Genomic DNA, 14371 nt, shown 5'->3' with positions numbered 1-14371 from the left:
ATGAGCAGGACAACCTCCGCCGCCGCCGCGGCGTTGTTGTCGGGAGTGGTGACTCCCGGTGGCACCACCACTCTGAACGCCCGCACGTCGGCCTGTGTGGAGCGGAACTCCGGCGCGTCGACCCACCGGGCCCGCACCGGCATCCGCTGCTGAGGCCCACCAGACTGGAGCGGCGTCTTGGCCCCCCAGCGGGGCGTCGCTCCTCTCCAGACGGTGTCACCGGGGCCCGAAGCCCAAACCTCTCCTCGGGTCCCGGTGACGCCTCCCGGCTCAGGCCGCGCCGCGCGACGCGGTCATGAACTTCCCCAGGCTCGACGCCAGATCGTCCGCGGCCTCGTTGCCCCGCAACCGTTCCGCCTCCTGCTTCAACGGCCTCATGCGATCCCGTGTGCGGGCCGAGCGGATGGGACCGGAGAGCGCGATCGCCTGTTCCCCGATCTCCCGCGCCTGTTCGGTCTCGTTCTGCACGAGGTAGTTCATCGCGAGCGCGGCCAGCCGGAACGACTGGCTGCGCGACGCCTCCGCCCCGTCCGAGGAGATCGCCCTGGTGAGCAGCGGGATCGCCGACCGGGCGTACTTCACGTCGCAGGTGCGCGCGAGTTCGGTGTGCACCATGCCGCCGATCGACACCAGGTCGGCCAGGTCGAAGAACCGCGCCCACGGCGGTGCGTCCTCGGCCACGGACCGGTGGAACTCGTCCTCGGCGCGCGCGAACTGGCGCAGCGCCTGCCTTTCCGCCCCCATCTTCGCGAGCGCCCACGCCTCGTTGGCGTGCAGGATCGACACGGCCAGCGTGGACCCGCTGGCCTGCGCGATGGGCAGACCCCGTTGGAACGACGACAAAGCGTCTTCCGCCAGCTCGTAGTGCAGGTGCACGCGGCCCATCCGGTAGTGGATGTTCGCTTCCAGCGCGCTGTTGCCCGACTCGCGTGCGAGACACATCGCACGGCCGAAGTGCAGGTGCGCCGATTCGAGCAGGCCCATGTCGAACGACGCCCAGCCGGCCAGGTTGTGCAGGTCCGCGATGGCCACCTGGAGCCGGTGCAGCACCTGTCCGGACGAGCTGGTGTCGATCAGCGGGTTCGCCCAGTTCAGCAACGCGACGCAGGCGTCCCGGCAGGAACCGCCGCCGTATTCGTGGTCGAGTGCCCTCAGCGCACTCGTCAGAGTTTCGACATGCCGCACGTCGGTCTTGTCCACGCGGCCTGGAAACGCATCGCCGTTGAACATGGATTGGCCCTCCTGACGTGCGCCGCGCACCTCTCGTGGAGATACCCGTTACACACCGCCGGTACTCACCGCGCCGCTGCCACCATCCCGCTGTCAAGCCTGGTCGTGAAGGGTCTTTCGACTCTCGTGGGGGCATGCCGACGCGACCGCCACAACGCCGTGGTGGTCGCGCCTACGATCTCGGACGGTCGTGGTGAACGGAAAGGGGCCAACGAGGTGTCGGCGCACGGGAACTGAATCCATGCGCCGTGACGACTCCTCACCGGAACGGCCGATCAGGTCACTCTTCCAGGGTCACCACCTGAGCGGGGCACCTGTCCACCGCGTCACGAACGCCCGGCAGCAGGCCGGCCGGGGGTTCGGCGACCAGCACGATGCCGAGCCCGTCTTCGTCCGACTGGTCGAACACGTCCGGTGCGGCGAGCACGCACTGGCCCGATCCGATGCACCTCGTCTGGTCTATCCGGACGGTCATGTCACCACACCACCGGGATCTCGGCGGCGCCGTAGGTGATCATGTCGTTGCGGTAGTTCATCTCCGTGACGGGCACGGCGGGCCGCAGGTTCGGGAACCGCTCGAAGAGCGTCCGCAGGCCGATCTGCAGCTCCGCACGGGCCAGGTTCGCGCCGAGGCACTGGTGCGGCCCGAACCCGAAGCCCAGGTGCGACACGGCGTCGCGCTCCAGGTCCAGCTCCTCGGCACGCGGGCAGAGCGCCTCGTCGAGGTTCGCCATGAGCGACACGCTCACCCAGTCCCCCGCCTTGATCAGCACACCGTCGACCTCGACGTCCTCGGTCGCCCCGCGGGTGAGCCCGGGCCCGCCGAGCTGGCCGACCGTGTACCGCATCAGCTCCTCGACCACGACGTCCGCACGACTCGGGTCGCGCCGCAGGATCTCCAGCTGGTCGGGCTTCTCGAACAGGTGCAACGTGAAGAGGCCGAGGAAGTTCGACGTGGTCTCGTGCCCGGCGGCGAGCAGCCCGATGCAGAGGAAGATCAGCTCTTCCATGCTGAAATCGGTGTCGTTGGCCATCAGGCCGATCATGTCGTCGTTCGTGCCCGCGGCCCTCTTCGCCCCGACGATCGGCGTGAGCACCTCCGCGAGCTTGGTCGCGTGCGCGAGGTACTCGTCCTTCGAGCCGTTCTTGCCGAAGAGGTCGCCGGCCGTGGCCTGGAACAGCTCCTGGTGCTCCGGCGGCACGCCCAGCAGCTCGGCGATCACCAGCGACGGCAGCGGCAGGCACAGCGAGGTGACCAGGTCCGCGGGAGCGCCCTTGGCCTCCATCACGTCGAGGTGCTCGTCGACGATCTGCTGGATGCGCGGACGCAGTTCGTTCATGCGCTTGACCATGAAGCCGCGCGAGAGAGGACGGCGCAACCGCATGTGCTCGGCGCCGTCGATGCCGTTGATGTTGCCGGGCTGGTCGGGGTCGAGCACCTCCTCGCCGTCGTCGGTGCGCATCTCCGGCTGACCGCCCTTGCGGGTGCTGAACCGCGGATCGGAGAGCACCTGCCGGACACCGGCGTAGCTGGACACCATCCAGGCCTCGACACCGTTGGGCCAGATCATCTTGACCGGCCCGTCGCTGACGGCCTCGGCGAAGCCGACCGGTGGGTGGAGCGGGTGGTCACGTTCGTGGTGGACCGGGCAGACAGCGGCTTCAGTCACGGGGGTTCCCCTCAACAGAACAGAACTGTTCTTTTGATTCCATGACCGAACGTAGCGAAGAAACTACTCTTTGACGAGTTATTTGGCCCTAAAGGTCCCGATGAGCGGTCTCAACAGGCCGTCGACGATCCCCTCGATCACGCCCTGCTCCTCGGACCTGAGCACGAAGGTCGAGATCAGAGCGGTGATGAGGACGTCGGCGTCGAGGCGCTCCGGCAGTTCGCCGCGCGCCTTCGCCCGGTCCACGGCGACCCGCAGGTGCTCCGTGTAGGCGCGGTCGACGTGCTCCTCGCGCAGGCACGCGAGGTCGGCGTCCTGGCGGCTGCCTTCGAGCAGCCCGAGGAAGATCCCGGCCGTGTCGAACGGCATCGGCTCGCCCCACGCCAGCAGGATCTGGCGGACGTCCTCGGCGAACGTGCCCTCGTCCGGCTGGGACAGTTCGGGCAGGTTCGCCTTCAGGGCGTCCGTGATCAGCAGCGCTTTGGACGGCCAGCGCTGGTAGAGGCTCGCCTTGCTGGCGCGCGCCCGGCCGGCGACGAGGTCCATGTTGAACCGCGCGTAGCCGACCTCGGCCAGCACACCGAGCACGGCGGCGAAGACCTCCTGCTGACGCTCCGGCGCGTCCAAAGGCGTGCGGCCCAACCAAGCCCTCCCGGTGCACGTCGCCTAACGGAGCCGACGCGAGTTCGCCGCCGTCTGCGGAGCAGCGGCCGAAGACACCGTACCGCCGGGCGCGTCCATGAGCCGACCTGTGCGTCGCACCGACATCCAGCGCAGCTGCGTGCCGTGCAACGCCGTGATCAACGACTGGATGACCACGACGTACACCAGCTGCCGATAGACCAGCTGCTGCAACGGATAGGCCCACAACGGCCGGAGCGACTCGCCGTCGAGCCGCAGCGCGTAGCCCGCGCTCGCCGTCTGCATCAGCAGGAACACCGTCCACACGACCAGTCCGAGCGGCGCGTCCGCGACGAAGAACCCGTACAGCACGAAGAGGTCCATCACCGGTGCGAGAACCGGCAGCAGCAGGTGGAACGCCAACAGGTAGAGGAGCCCGAACCGGCCCATCGGCCCCTTCTCCACCAACGCGCCGCGGTGCTTCCACATCGCCTGAAAAGTGCCGTACGACCAGCGATACCGCTGGCGGAACAGGCCGTGGAGGCTGGCCGGTGCCTCTGTCCACGCCTTGGCCTCCGGGCGGTAGGCGACCCGCCAGCCCGCGCGCGTGACGGCCATCGTGAGGTCGGTGTCCTCGGCCAGCGTGTCGTCGCTGACGCCGCCTACGTCGGTGAGCGCGGCCCTGCGGAACGCCCCTACCGCGCCCGGCACCGTCGGGATGCAGCGCAGCGCGTGCAGGATCTGCCGGTCCAGGTTGGAGCCCGCGCAGTACTCCAGGTGCTGCCAGCGCCCGAGCAGGCCCTGCCGGTTGCCGACCTTGGCGTTGCCGGAGACCGCGCCGACCCCGTTGTCCGCGAACGGCTGCACGAGCTGGCCGATCGTGTCCGGTTCGAAGATCGTGTCGCCGTCCACCAGCACCAGCACGTCGTGCGACGCCTCGCGGACGCCCGCGTTCAACGCCGCCGGCTTGCCCTGGTTGGTCTGCCGGATCACGGTGACGCCGGGCAGGTCCAGCGCCTCGGCGATGTCGGCGGTGCCGTCGGTCGAGCCGTCGTCCACGACGATGATCTCGACGTCGGCGACGTGGTTGTTGCCGGCGATGGACCTGACCGTGGCGGCGATGTTCAGCGCCTCGTTGTACGCGGGCACGACCACCGAGACCGGCGGCGCGAACCACGGCGGTGGCTCGCTCTCGCGCCTGAGCCGGCGGTCGGTGTGCGCGAGACCCAGCTGCATCAGGGTGCGCAGCAGGCCGAGCAGGGCGGCGATCGCGATGGCCGTGCCGAACAGCACGAGCACGATGCCGCCGTTGCGCTGCGACCACGCGGTGACCGCTCCGGTGAACCGTTCGCGCGCGGACGCCTCGACCGGCGGCTCGTCGCTGACGAACACGAACCGGTGGCCGTGCTGTTTCGCCAGTTCCCGGACGATGTCGCCGCCGATGCTGCCGTTGTCGTGCAGCCGGACGACGCCTCCCGGCTCCCGCAACGACATCCGCACCAGCGTGCCGATGTCCTGGAACTCGCGGTCGCCGCTGTCGATCTCGGCCGGAGCGCCCACCAGTCGCGTGCGGACGCCCAGCGCGTCGGCGAGCGCGGCCTGCGCGAACGCGAGGTTCAACGGGGTGCCGAGGTCGCCTTCGGCGCGGAACCCGTCGATGCCGATCCGATGCCCCTCGGCGACGATCCGGCGCGCGAGGTCCGGATGCCGGGTGACCTGGGCGCCGGTGACGAAGAAGGTCGCCTTGATGCCCGCGGTGTCCAGCCGCTCCAGCATCCGCGGTGTCCACTTCGGGTCCGGGCCGCCGTGGAACGCCAGCGCGAACGCACCGTCCGGCAGGTCCGGGTGCCCGCCCGCGGCCGGCACGGGCGCGGGCCTGATCGCGGCGTAGGCGTGGAACGACACCACGCACATCAGCACGAACAGCCCCAGCACGATGGAGATCCAGTGCAACCGCGGTGTGCGCCTCACCACACTCCCAGCAGCGTGCCGCCCACCACGGCGGCGAACACGATCAGTCCACTTGCGACGGTCCAGCTGACGAGCCGCGCCGCTACCCGTCTACCGCCGTGTCGATCGACGAAGACCTGCATTTCCTCTTCCCCCAGGTGACGATGCGGACGACCGCGACCAGCAGTGCCGCGCCGACCGCCGCCGCCATCCACGGAAACCCGTTCACCAGCAACGGGACCGCGTCAGCGACGAACTCCTTGCTGCTCCCCCACGGCGCGTACCTCTTCGACTGCCGTTCCCAGGCCGCGTTGCCCACCGCGACGACGACGAACACGAGAGGTGGCGCCGGTGCCACCGTCCACAAACCCACCCGGCGAACCAGTGCCGAGACCACGAGCGTGCCGCCCACGAGCCACACGCCGAAGGCCCAGCCGAAGTCGCCCCCGCCCACCCAGACCCCCGTCTGCGTGAACACCGCCAGCATCGCGAGCGCGGCCAGAGTGGGCAGTTGAACCCCCATGACCACCTAGAATAGTTCAGGGGGTGTCCTGCTCATGCAACCACGTGGTGGCTATCACCGCACGGCTTTCCTCGTCCTCACGCGCACCGCGTGGGCGGCCCTGAGCGCGGTCGTCCTCGCCGCCTCCGCGTTCGCCTGGACCACCGTGTCCACCATCTCGACGGGGGTCGAGCGGTCCTACGCGATCTCCGGCGACGCACCGCGCTCGGAGTCCGGCCGCAACATCCTGATCATGGGCCTGACGACCAGGCTGGACCTGCACGGCGACCCGCTCCCGGACGACGTGCTGCGGCGCATGCAGGCGGGCGAGAGCGACCGCGGCGGCTACAACGCGAACACGCTGATCTTGTTGCACATCCCCGTTTCCGGGCCCGCCGTGGCGATGTCCGTGCCCCGCGACAACCTCGTCCCGCTGTCGTCGGGCGGCGAGGGCAAGATCAAGGAGGCCTACGGGCGGGCCAAGATCGCCGAGGAGGACCGGCTGCGCGCGGCCGGGACGCACGACAGGCGGGAACTGGAACGCGCCGGGCGGGAGGCCGGGCGCAGGGCCCAGGTGCAGACCGTGTCGTCGTTCCTCAACCAGCCGATCGACCACCTGGTGGAGATTTCTCTGATCGGGTTCTTCCACATTGCCGAAGGGCTCGGTGGCGTGGACGTGTGCCTGCGCAACGCGACGAAGGACCCGTTGTCCGGTGCGGACTTCCCGGCCGGGCCGCAGCACCTCGACGCGGGCCAGGCGTTGTCGTTCGTGCGGCAGCGGCAGGGGCTGCCCGACGGCGACATCGGCAGGACCCGGCGGCAGCAGGCGTTCCTGTCCGCCGTGGCCAAGCGCCTCAAGGGCGCGGACGTGGGCGCGGTGCAGGCGATGATCGACATGGCCAAGCAGGACGTCGTGCTGGACGCGGGCTTCGACCTGGTCGAGTTCGCCCGCGACATCCCCACCGAGGTGCGGTTCGACACGCTGCCGATCGAGGGCGGCGCACACCTCGGCGGCCTCGACGTGAACAGGGTGGACCAGGCCAAGGTGCGGGCGAAGGTGACCGAACTGGCCAAGGCCCCGCCACCGCCGGCGCCCGACGGCGGCATCCCCTGCATCGACTAGTCGCACGCGGGGCCCTTTCGTGCCGTCTGAGCGCACGAAAGCTCCCCGCGTGCGGCTAGACACGGCGTTCGGTGACCCAGGTGGCGATCTGCGCGCGTGAGGTGAAGCCGAGCTTCTGAAGAATCCGCTCCACGTGCCCCTCCGCGGTCCGCCGCGCGATCACCAGCCTCGCCGCGATCTCCTTGTTCGACATGCCACCGGCGATGAGGTCGGCGACCTGCTGCTCGCGCCGGGTCAGCGGGGTGAGGGCCAGGACCGGCACCGGGGCCTCGGTCTGCTCCTCGCCGATCGCGAACGCGATGGCCTCCTCCAGCTCGAGGTCCATGCCCTTGCGGAACATCGCCCGGAACTCCTGTTCGCCGAGCAGGGAGACCGCCGCGGACTCGCATTCGCCGTGCGGGGCGCCGAAGTGGCGCGATCCGAACATGGGATAGCCCACCGACTGCCAGATCTCGTTGGTGGCGCCCAGCAGCGTGGCCGCACGCACCGCGTCGCCCTGCGAGGCGGAGATCCAGGCCAGCACCTCGAGCGCGAGCACGATGCCCAGCAGGTCGTGGAACGAGCGCTTGATCCGCAGGCACTCGCGGCCGAGCAGGTCGGCGCGGACGAGGTCGCCGCTGACCCAGGCGCACAACGCCAGCACCCAGATCGCATAGGCCTGCGCCCACAGTTCGCCGTGCTCCTCGCCGACGGCCTTGGCCTCGACGCAGAGCCGTTCGGCGGACGCGAAGTCGTGCCGGAACGTCGCCGCGATCGCGAGTTCGATGCCGGCGAGCATGGTGTGGCTGTTGACCGTGCCCTGGTTCCGGTACAGGCGCATGGCCTCGTGGAACCCGCTGTCGGCGAGGTCGAGGTCGTCGCCGACCAGGTGCGTGCAGGCGATGCGGTGCGTCGCGTAGGCGAGCGCGGCCCCGTCGCCGGACTCGACGGCGTACTCGCGGCACTCGTCCAGCATCCGCGTCGACGCGGACAGGTCGCCCTGCAGCGTCGCGACGTACCCGTTGACCCACAGCGCCTTGGCCCGCAGCGGGCCCGGTTTCGCGCTCGCGACGGCGCGGTCGAGCCAGTGGCGGCCCTCCCCGAGCATGCCGCAGCCCGCCCAGTAGAACCACAGGGTGCTGGCCAGGTGCACGCAGTGGTCGCCGCCGTGCTCGAAGCAGAAGTCCAGGGCGGACCGCAGGTTCCCCTGCTCCAGGCGGGTGAGCGCGAAGATCTGCGGCTGGGCGGGGCCGAACCACTCCTTCTCGCGGCGCTCGGCCCATTCGATGTAGTGGTCGCGGTGCCGTTCGCGCATCACCTGTTCACGTCCGGCGGCACGCAGCTTCCCCAGGCCGTACTGGCGCAACGGCTCCAGCAGCCGGAAACGGGTGCCGGACGGGTGCTGCTCGGCCACCACGACGGATTTGTCGACCAGGCCCATCAGCGAATGCATGACCTCCTCCGGCGCGACGCTGTCGCCGGAGCAGACCCGTTCCGCGGCCTCCAGGTCGAACGTGCCGGTGAACACCGACGCCCGCGCCCACAGGATCTGCTCGGACCGCGTGCACAGGTGGAAGCTCCAGTCCACGGCGGCGTGCAGGGTCTGGTGGCGCGGATCGCCGCCGCGCTTGGCGTCCGCGAGCACGCGGAAGGTGTTGTCCAATCTGGACGACAAGTGGTCGAGACCCAGTACGCGCAGGCGCACCGCGGCCAGTTCGATGGCCAGCGGGATGCCACCGAGCAGCGTGCAGATCTGGCTGACCTTCTCGTGGTTGCGCGCGTCGAGGACGAATCCGGGGTCGACGGCGGCCGCCCGTTCGGCGAACAACGCCAGAGCCGGATCCTGCGACAGGGGCATGACCTGCCAGAGGTGTTCGCCGTCGATGCCCAGGCGTTCACGGCTGGTGACGAGCACGCGCAGGCCGGGGACCCCGCGCAGCAGCGCGTCCACGAGATCGGCCGTCGGCCCGATGACGTGCTCGCAGTTGTCCAGGACCATCAGCAACTGCCGGTCGCGCAGGTGTTCCACCAGGACGGTGCGGTGCATGCGGACGGTGTCGTCGTGAACGCCCAACTGCTCCAGGACCGTGTGCACCACCAGTTCCGGGTCGGTGACACCGCCCAGGTCGACGAACCACACGCCGTCGCGGAAAGCTCTGCTGGTCTCGGCGGCGGCGCGCAACGCCAGCCGCGTCTTGCCGACGCCACCGACACCCGTGAGAGTGACGAGGCGGGACTCGGACAGCAGCCTCCTCACTTCGCCGACGTCGTGCTTGCGGCCGACGAAAGTAGTTGTGTCAGCAGGCAAATTGCCTTTGCGGCCTGGGTGAAGCGAACTGCCCACAGCGGCACCCTAGGTCTGCTCGATCTCCCGCTGCAATGCGGTCCCCCGGAGGCACCAACGGTGAAACACGGGTAGTTACCCCCTAGGGCGCATGCGGTCACCACGCCAGTCTTGGAGGCTTGGGTGAGGACGTGGCCGCGGGAGGGGACGGGATCATGGCCGGGAGCAGCCTCGAGGTCGACGTCCGGGAGCAGAACGGCGTGCTCGTCGTCCGGTTCAGCGGACGGCTCGACTGGGCGACGTACATGCGCGCGCAGGACGTGCTGCTCGACCACGCCACCAAGGAGCTCTTCGGCGTCGTGGTGGAACTCGACGAGCTCGTCACCGAGTCTCCCGCACTGCTCGTGCTGTTCGACGTCGTGTGGCTGTCCGCAGCGCGCTGGCCGGGCATCTCGATGAGCATCGTCGTCGGTGACCACCAGCTGCGTTCCACGCTGGAGTCGCGTGGACTCCCCCGGCACATCCCGATGTACTCGACGACCGCGGCAGCGGTCGCCGCGGTGGTTCGGCTCAAGCACGAGGACCGGGTGGACGCACCGCTGCCGACGTGCCGCTGCCTGCCGCACGTGGCCGAGCGGATCACCGAACGCGCCTGCGAGCGGTGGGGCGTCCAGTCGATGCTCGACGTCGCGCCGCAGGTGGCCGTCGAGCTCGTGTCGCACATCGAGGACGACAGCCCTCTCGCGCTGCTGCTTCGCATGCGTGGGAACAAGTTGTCCGTCGCCGTGCGCACGACCGCACGCTTCGACCTCAAGCAGTGGCACATCATGCGGCACAACGTCGCGTCCATCGCTGTCTGCAACTTCTCGATGGGCGAGACGCCCGCCGGGGGTGGGCGGCACGTCATCTGGGCCCTGCTCGACGTGCCGGAGGACAGCCGGCGTCCGCCGAGCTACCTTCCGGAGACCGCCGTCTTCACTCGTCAGGCTTAACGCTTCCGGGTCGTTCTGCGGGGCCGTTCTACTATCTGTCTTAGTGGGCGTACGTTGCCGCGACGCTCGTGCGGTAAGCCCTGAGGACCTGGCGGTCCGCGGCCGCCTCCGACGAGTCCACACACTGGTGCAGCCAGCAACGATGCAGCGCGCACGTCACCCGTGAGCAGGGGTCGAGGCCCAGTTGCTCGGCCAGGTCCTCGGCCCTGAGGACCGCTGTCAACGTCGTGTCCTCGACCTCGGAGGAGGTCACCAGCCGCAGGTGCGTGCGTCGCCTCATGAACCAAGCCTGCTCTCCGGACTTCGTCCTGCCTACCCGCATTAATACCTGCTTAATCGCTACTTTCGGACAATTCCACGTGGCACAGGGCCTCTTCTCACCCGGACCCGGGCGTCCTACGCTCGGTTCAAAAGGCGGCGCAGGAGGTGTGCTTCATGGCAGATCCTGCGTACTTCCCTCCCCCGCACTCCAGCCGCATCGGCGCGAGCGACGTGGAGCAGTTGGAGTCGCAGACGCGTTCGCTGCGTGCCGTGGACTACCAGTACGGCGGAGGCGCGTGCCGCGACGCGGTCGTGGTGCGGATCTACTGGGCGCAGCAGCTGCTGGCCGCCGAAGCCTCGGAAGCGGTGCGGGCACGCCTGTTGTCCGCGGTCGCGGACCTGCACAACCTCGCAGGGTGGACGTCGTTCGACAGCGGCCAGGTCGGGGCCGCGTACCACCACTTCGACCGTGCGCTGGATTTCGCTCGTCACGACGAAGACCTGATCACCAACATCGTTTACCGGCGTGGGCGCGTGCATCTGCATCACGGCGCACCGGGCGATGCGCTGGCTTACTTCCAAAGAGGCGCTTTCGCTCCGTTGGCGGCGAGCATCATGTATGCGAACGAGGCGTGGGCGTACGCGCACCAGGCCCGTTCCGCCGAGGCGTTGCGCGCGTTGGGCAAGGCGCAGGATTCCTTCGCGGCCGCGGACCTGACGCACGTGCCCGACTGGGCGCGGTTCCACGACGAGACCGACCTCGCGGCGATGATCGGCACGGTCCACACCGAGCTCCGTGACACCCGTGCCGCGATCCCGGCGTTGCGGACGGCGATCGAGGACTTCGGGCCGGGGATGGCGCGCAGCCGGACGTTCTGCCTGATCTCGCTGGCCACGTGCCACTTCCTCGACGGCGACTTCGACGAGGGCCAGGCCGTGGGGATGCGGGCGGTGCGCGCGGCGGAGGAGCTGAAGTCGGAGCGGGTGTGGGACCGGATGCGCCCGATGGCCCAGGCGGCGGCCGTGCGCGGGATAGCCCTGCGTTGATCTTTGCAGAACCCGAACATTCGGCGGACGTCGTTCTGACCATCACCGGTCATCGTTCTGTGCCATGAACATTTCGCGAATCGGTGGGCTCGTGGCGGGAATGCTGCTGCTGGGCGCGGGGACCGCGTCGGCGCAGGAACCGATCACGATCAGCCCGGAGAAGGTGCAGCAGATCTGCTCGAACCGCGTCCCGCGCGTCGAGGCCAAGGTCAAGGCGCTGACCGACAAGATCAACGGCGGCCCGGAGACGCTCGGCTCGAAGAAGTGGATCGAGCAGAAGGCCGCGGACGCCCGCAAGGCCGGCCACACGGCGCGCGCGGACGTGCTCGACGCGCGGCTGAAGCTGCGGGACGCGCAGCTCGTGAAGCTGGCGAAGGCCGGCGAGCGCGTCGCCGAGTTCAAGTCCCAGCACTGCGGGTCGAAGTGAGGTGGGCCGCCGCTCTCGTCCTGCTGTTCGCCCTGACGGCGTGCCGGGGCGAGGAGCCGGCACCGGACCTCGATGATGTGGAATCAACGCTGAACAGCATCGAGTCGGACATCAACCAGCCGGGGTGAACGCGTGGAACGTGGCCTGGTGCTCGTCGTGGAGGACGAACCGGCGATCGCCGAACTGGTGGCGCTGTACCTGCGGCGCGACGGGTTCGGCGTGCACCTGGAGTCCTCCGGGGACGCGGCACTGGCCGCGGTCCGCTCGCTCTCGCCCGTCGCGGTGGTGCTGGACGTCGGCCTGCCCGTGCTGAACGGCATCGAGGTCTGCCGGGCCATGCGCACGGCCGGTGACTGGACGCCGGTGCTGTTCGTGACGGCCCGAGACGACGAGGTGGACCGCCTGCTCGGGCTGGAACTGGGCGCCGACGACTACATCACGAAGCCCTTCAGCCCGCGCGAGCTGGCCCTGCGCGTCCGGACGGTGCTGCGTCGTTCGTCCGGCACAGTGTCGGACGTTCTGCAGGTGGGTTCCGCACGGCTCGACGTCGGCGAACGGCGCGCGTTCGCCGGTGATGCAGAAGTCTCCTTGACCACAACGGAGTTCGGACTGCTTTCCTACCTGATGAAGAACCCGCGGCAGGTGTTCTCGCGCGAGCAGCTCCTTTCGGCCGTGTGGGGCTACTCGTCCATGGCCGGCACACGAACCGTCGACGTCCACGTGGCCCAGCTACGCGCCAAGTTCGGCGCCTCCAGTCCAATTCGGACGGTGCGCGGCGTCGGCTACTCGGCGGACGCGTCGTGAACCTCGCGAGCAGAATCGCGTTGCTGTGCCTCGGGGTCGCGTTCGTGGCCGTGACCGTGGCGGGCTTCGTGTCGCTTCGCCTGGTGCTCTCGACCTCGCAGCAGGTGAGCCGCGAGTTCCTGCGCTCCCAGGCCGACGTGGTGGCGGGCCAGATCTCGAACAACCGCGTCGAGCAGATCCTGGAGGGCCAGGACATCGCGATCGTCCGGATCACCGCGTCCGGCGACGTCACCGGAGCCGACCGGGCCGCCGTCCGAGCGGTGCGCGCCGTCGACTACCGCGAGGTGCTGTCGGGCTCTCCGGTGTCCGGGGTGAGCGGCCGCCTGAACGTGGAAGCCCGTCCGTCGGGGGCGGGCGGCTTCGCCCTGGTCCAGGAGACGGAGACCAGCGGCACCTACCGCAAACTGGTGCGCAACATCCTCGGCGCCCTGGGCATAGGCCTGGCCGTGGCGTGCCTGGCGGGCCTGGCCCTGGGTTCCTTCCTGTCCCGCCCGCTGCGCCGGGTCGCCTCGGTCGCCCACTCGATGAGCGCGGGCCGCCGGGACCTGAGAGTCCCCGTCTCCGGCACCCACGAACTGGCCGAGGTGAGCCAGGCGGTGAACTCCCTGGCCGACGCGTTGCAGCGCAGCGAGTCCCGCCAACGCGACTTCCTCCTCTCCGTCTCCCACGAACTGCGCACACCCCTGACCGCGGTCACGGGCTTCGCCGAATCCCTCGCGGACGGCGTGGTCTCCGGCGACCAGGTGGCCCCGGTGGGCACCGTGATCCTGGAGGAGTCCCGCCGCCTCGACCGCCTGGTCACAGATCTACTGGACCTGGCCCGCCTGGGCGCCGACGACTTCCGCCTGGACATGGCCGTGATCTCCCTGGAACCGGTCGTCCGCTCGGCCGCCGAGGTGTGGCACGCCCGCTGCCACGCCCGAGGAGTGCACTTCTCGCTGGAGGTCTCGTTTTCACCGGTGGTGTGGGCGGACGCACGCCGCCTGCGCCAGGTCATCGACGGCCTGCTGGAGAACGCCCTGCGCGTCACACCCGCGGGACACCCGGTCGTGCTCGCCCTGTCCACCGTCCTGGAGGTGCGGGACGGCGGCCCCGGCCTGGCCCCCGAGGACTACCCCGTGGCGTTCGACCGCGGGGTGCTGCACGCGCGGTACCAGGACTCGCGGCCGGTCGGAACCGGTGTGGGGCTCGCGCTGGTGCACGGGCTGGTGACGCGGATGGGCGGGACGATCGTGGCGGGTCCGGCGGCGGAGGGTGGGGCGGCGTTCACGGTGACGCTGCGGCCGCCGGCAACATGACCGTTCTTGCCCTGGTGGCTAGACACTGCAAGATCGTGTCCAGCCACATGCACGTCAGCTCCAGCTGCGCCCCGAAGCCTGAGCTAGCTGTATTGCCCTGAGAGGTTCGGAACGCGGCTGGCGGGTGGTTGGCCTTTGAGTGCGGTGTGACCGCGGTGGTGATTGTAGGTGTGGAGCCACTGC

General features: G+C 69.6%; 16 protein-coding genes. 8 read left to right on the top strand and 8 right to left on the bottom strand.

Features of this window, described 5'->3' with window-relative positions; all coding sequences use genetic code 11:
- A complete protein-coding gene (locus AB0M48_RS34800; RefSeq protein ID WP_363849953.1) occupies window positions 1-153 on the top strand; it encodes a hypothetical protein in 153 nt (50 codons plus the stop codon).
- 117 nt (window positions 154-270) lie between these two features.
- Here the strand turns inward: AB0M48_RS34800 and AB0M48_RS34795 are convergent, their stop codons facing one another.
- The 6 genes from AB0M48_RS34795 to AB0M48_RS34770 all read right to left on the bottom strand — a co-directional run bounded on the left by AB0M48_RS34795 (window position 271) and on the right by AB0M48_RS34770 (window position 5994).
- On the bottom strand, window positions 271-1230 hold the full coding sequence (locus AB0M48_RS34795) for a transcriptional regulator (protein WP_363849951.1): 960 nt from the start codon (window positions 1228-1230) through the stop codon (window positions 271-273).
- 280 nt (window positions 1231-1510) lie between these two features.
- On the bottom strand, window positions 1511-1705 hold the full coding sequence (locus tag AB0M48_RS34790; RefSeq protein ID WP_363849950.1) for a ferredoxin: 195 nt from the start codon (window positions 1703-1705) through the stop codon (window positions 1511-1513).
- A 1-nt stretch (window position 1706) separates the two neighbouring features.
- Window positions 1707-2900: a cytochrome P450 gene (locus tag AB0M48_RS34785; RefSeq protein WP_363849948.1), complete on the bottom strand. Its 1194-nt coding sequence runs from the start codon at window positions 2898-2900 to the stop codon at window positions 1707-1709.
- A gap of 78 nt (window positions 2901-2978) precedes the next feature.
- Window positions 2979-3542: a TetR/AcrR family transcriptional regulator gene (locus AB0M48_RS34780; RefSeq protein WP_363849946.1), complete on the bottom strand. Its 564-nt coding sequence runs from the start codon at window positions 3540-3542 to the stop codon at window positions 2979-2981.
- Between the two features lie 24 nt (window positions 3543-3566).
- Window positions 3567-5492 carry a glycosyltransferase gene (locus AB0M48_RS34775; protein ID WP_363849944.1) on the bottom strand — a complete coding sequence of 642 codons (1926 nt, stop codon included), beginning with the start codon at window positions 5490-5492 and terminating at the stop codon, window positions 3567-3569.
- 82 nt (window positions 5493-5574) lie between these two features.
- Window positions 5575-5994 carry a DUF6542 domain-containing protein gene (locus AB0M48_RS34770; protein WP_363849942.1) on the bottom strand — a complete coding sequence of 140 codons (420 nt, stop codon included), beginning with the start codon at window positions 5992-5994 and terminating at the stop codon, window positions 5575-5577.
- 34 nt (window positions 5995-6028) lie between these two features.
- On the opposite strand from AB0M48_RS34770, the gene AB0M48_RS34765 reads away from it, so the two are divergent.
- Window positions 6029-7096 (top strand): LCP family protein, encoded by a 1068-nt coding sequence (locus AB0M48_RS34765; RefSeq protein ID WP_363849940.1) that lies wholly within the window; start codon window positions 6029-6031, stop codon window positions 7094-7096.
- Window positions 7097-7151: 55 nt separating this feature from the next.
- Here AB0M48_RS34765 and AB0M48_RS34760 read toward each other — a convergent pair whose 3' ends face one another.
- Window positions 7152-9332 (bottom strand): LuxR C-terminal-related transcriptional regulator, encoded by a 2181-nt coding sequence (locus AB0M48_RS34760; RefSeq protein ID WP_363849938.1) that lies wholly within the window; start codon window positions 9330-9332, stop codon window positions 7152-7154.
- Window positions 9333-9538: 206 nt separating this feature from the next.
- Here AB0M48_RS34760 and AB0M48_RS34755 point away from each other — a divergent pair, with 206 nt between their 5' ends.
- The gene (locus AB0M48_RS34755) at window positions 9539-10351 is read left to right on the top strand and encodes a hypothetical protein (RefSeq protein WP_363849936.1); all 813 of its coding nucleotides are present in this window, start codon (window positions 9539-9541) and stop codon (window positions 10349-10351) included.
- Window positions 10352-10391: 40 nt separating this feature from the next.
- On the opposite strand, the gene AB0M48_RS34750 is transcribed toward AB0M48_RS34755, so the two are convergent.
- The gene (locus AB0M48_RS34750; RefSeq protein ID WP_363849934.1) at window positions 10392-10631 is read right to left on the bottom strand and encodes a hypothetical protein; all 240 of its coding nucleotides are present in this window, start codon (window positions 10629-10631) and stop codon (window positions 10392-10394) included.
- 155 nt (window positions 10632-10786) lie between these two features.
- Between AB0M48_RS34750 and AB0M48_RS34745 the strand changes: the two genes are divergently transcribed.
- The 5 genes from AB0M48_RS34745 to AB0M48_RS34725 all read left to right on the top strand — a co-directional run bounded on the left by AB0M48_RS34745 (window position 10787) and on the right by AB0M48_RS34725 (window position 14188).
- Complete coding sequence (locus tag AB0M48_RS34745; protein WP_363849932.1) at window positions 10787-11659, top strand: hypothetical protein; 873 nt, start codon at window positions 10787-10789, stop codon at window positions 11657-11659.
- A 64-nt stretch (window positions 11660-11723) separates the two neighbouring features.
- Window positions 11724-12086, top strand: a complete 363-nt coding sequence (locus AB0M48_RS34740; protein WP_363849930.1) for a hypothetical protein — start codon at window positions 11724-11726, stop codon at window positions 12084-12086.
- Window positions 12083-12214, top strand: a complete 132-nt coding sequence (locus AB0M48_RS34735; protein WP_363849928.1) for a hypothetical protein — start codon at window positions 12083-12085, stop codon at window positions 12212-12214. Before AB0M48_RS34740 ends, AB0M48_RS34735 begins: the two co-directional genes overlap by 4 nt.
- A gap of 4 nt (window positions 12215-12218) precedes the next feature.
- Window positions 12219-12890, top strand: coding sequence for a response regulator transcription factor (locus AB0M48_RS34730; protein WP_363849927.1), 672 nt, complete (start codon window positions 12219-12221; stop codon window positions 12888-12890).
- Window positions 12887-14188, top strand: coding sequence for a HAMP domain-containing sensor histidine kinase (locus tag AB0M48_RS34725; RefSeq protein ID WP_363849925.1), 1302 nt, complete (start codon window positions 12887-12889; stop codon window positions 14186-14188). Before AB0M48_RS34730 ends, AB0M48_RS34725 begins: the two co-directional genes overlap by 4 nt.
- The last annotated feature ends 183 nt before the right edge of the window (window positions 14189-14371 follow it).

Source organism: Lentzea sp. NPDC051208 (assembly GCF_040682435.1).
Taxonomy (GTDB): Bacteria; Actinomycetota; Actinomycetes; order Mycobacteriales; family Pseudonocardiaceae; genus Lentzea; species Lentzea kristufekii.
This window is presented reverse-complemented; position numbering and strand designations above follow the sequence as displayed.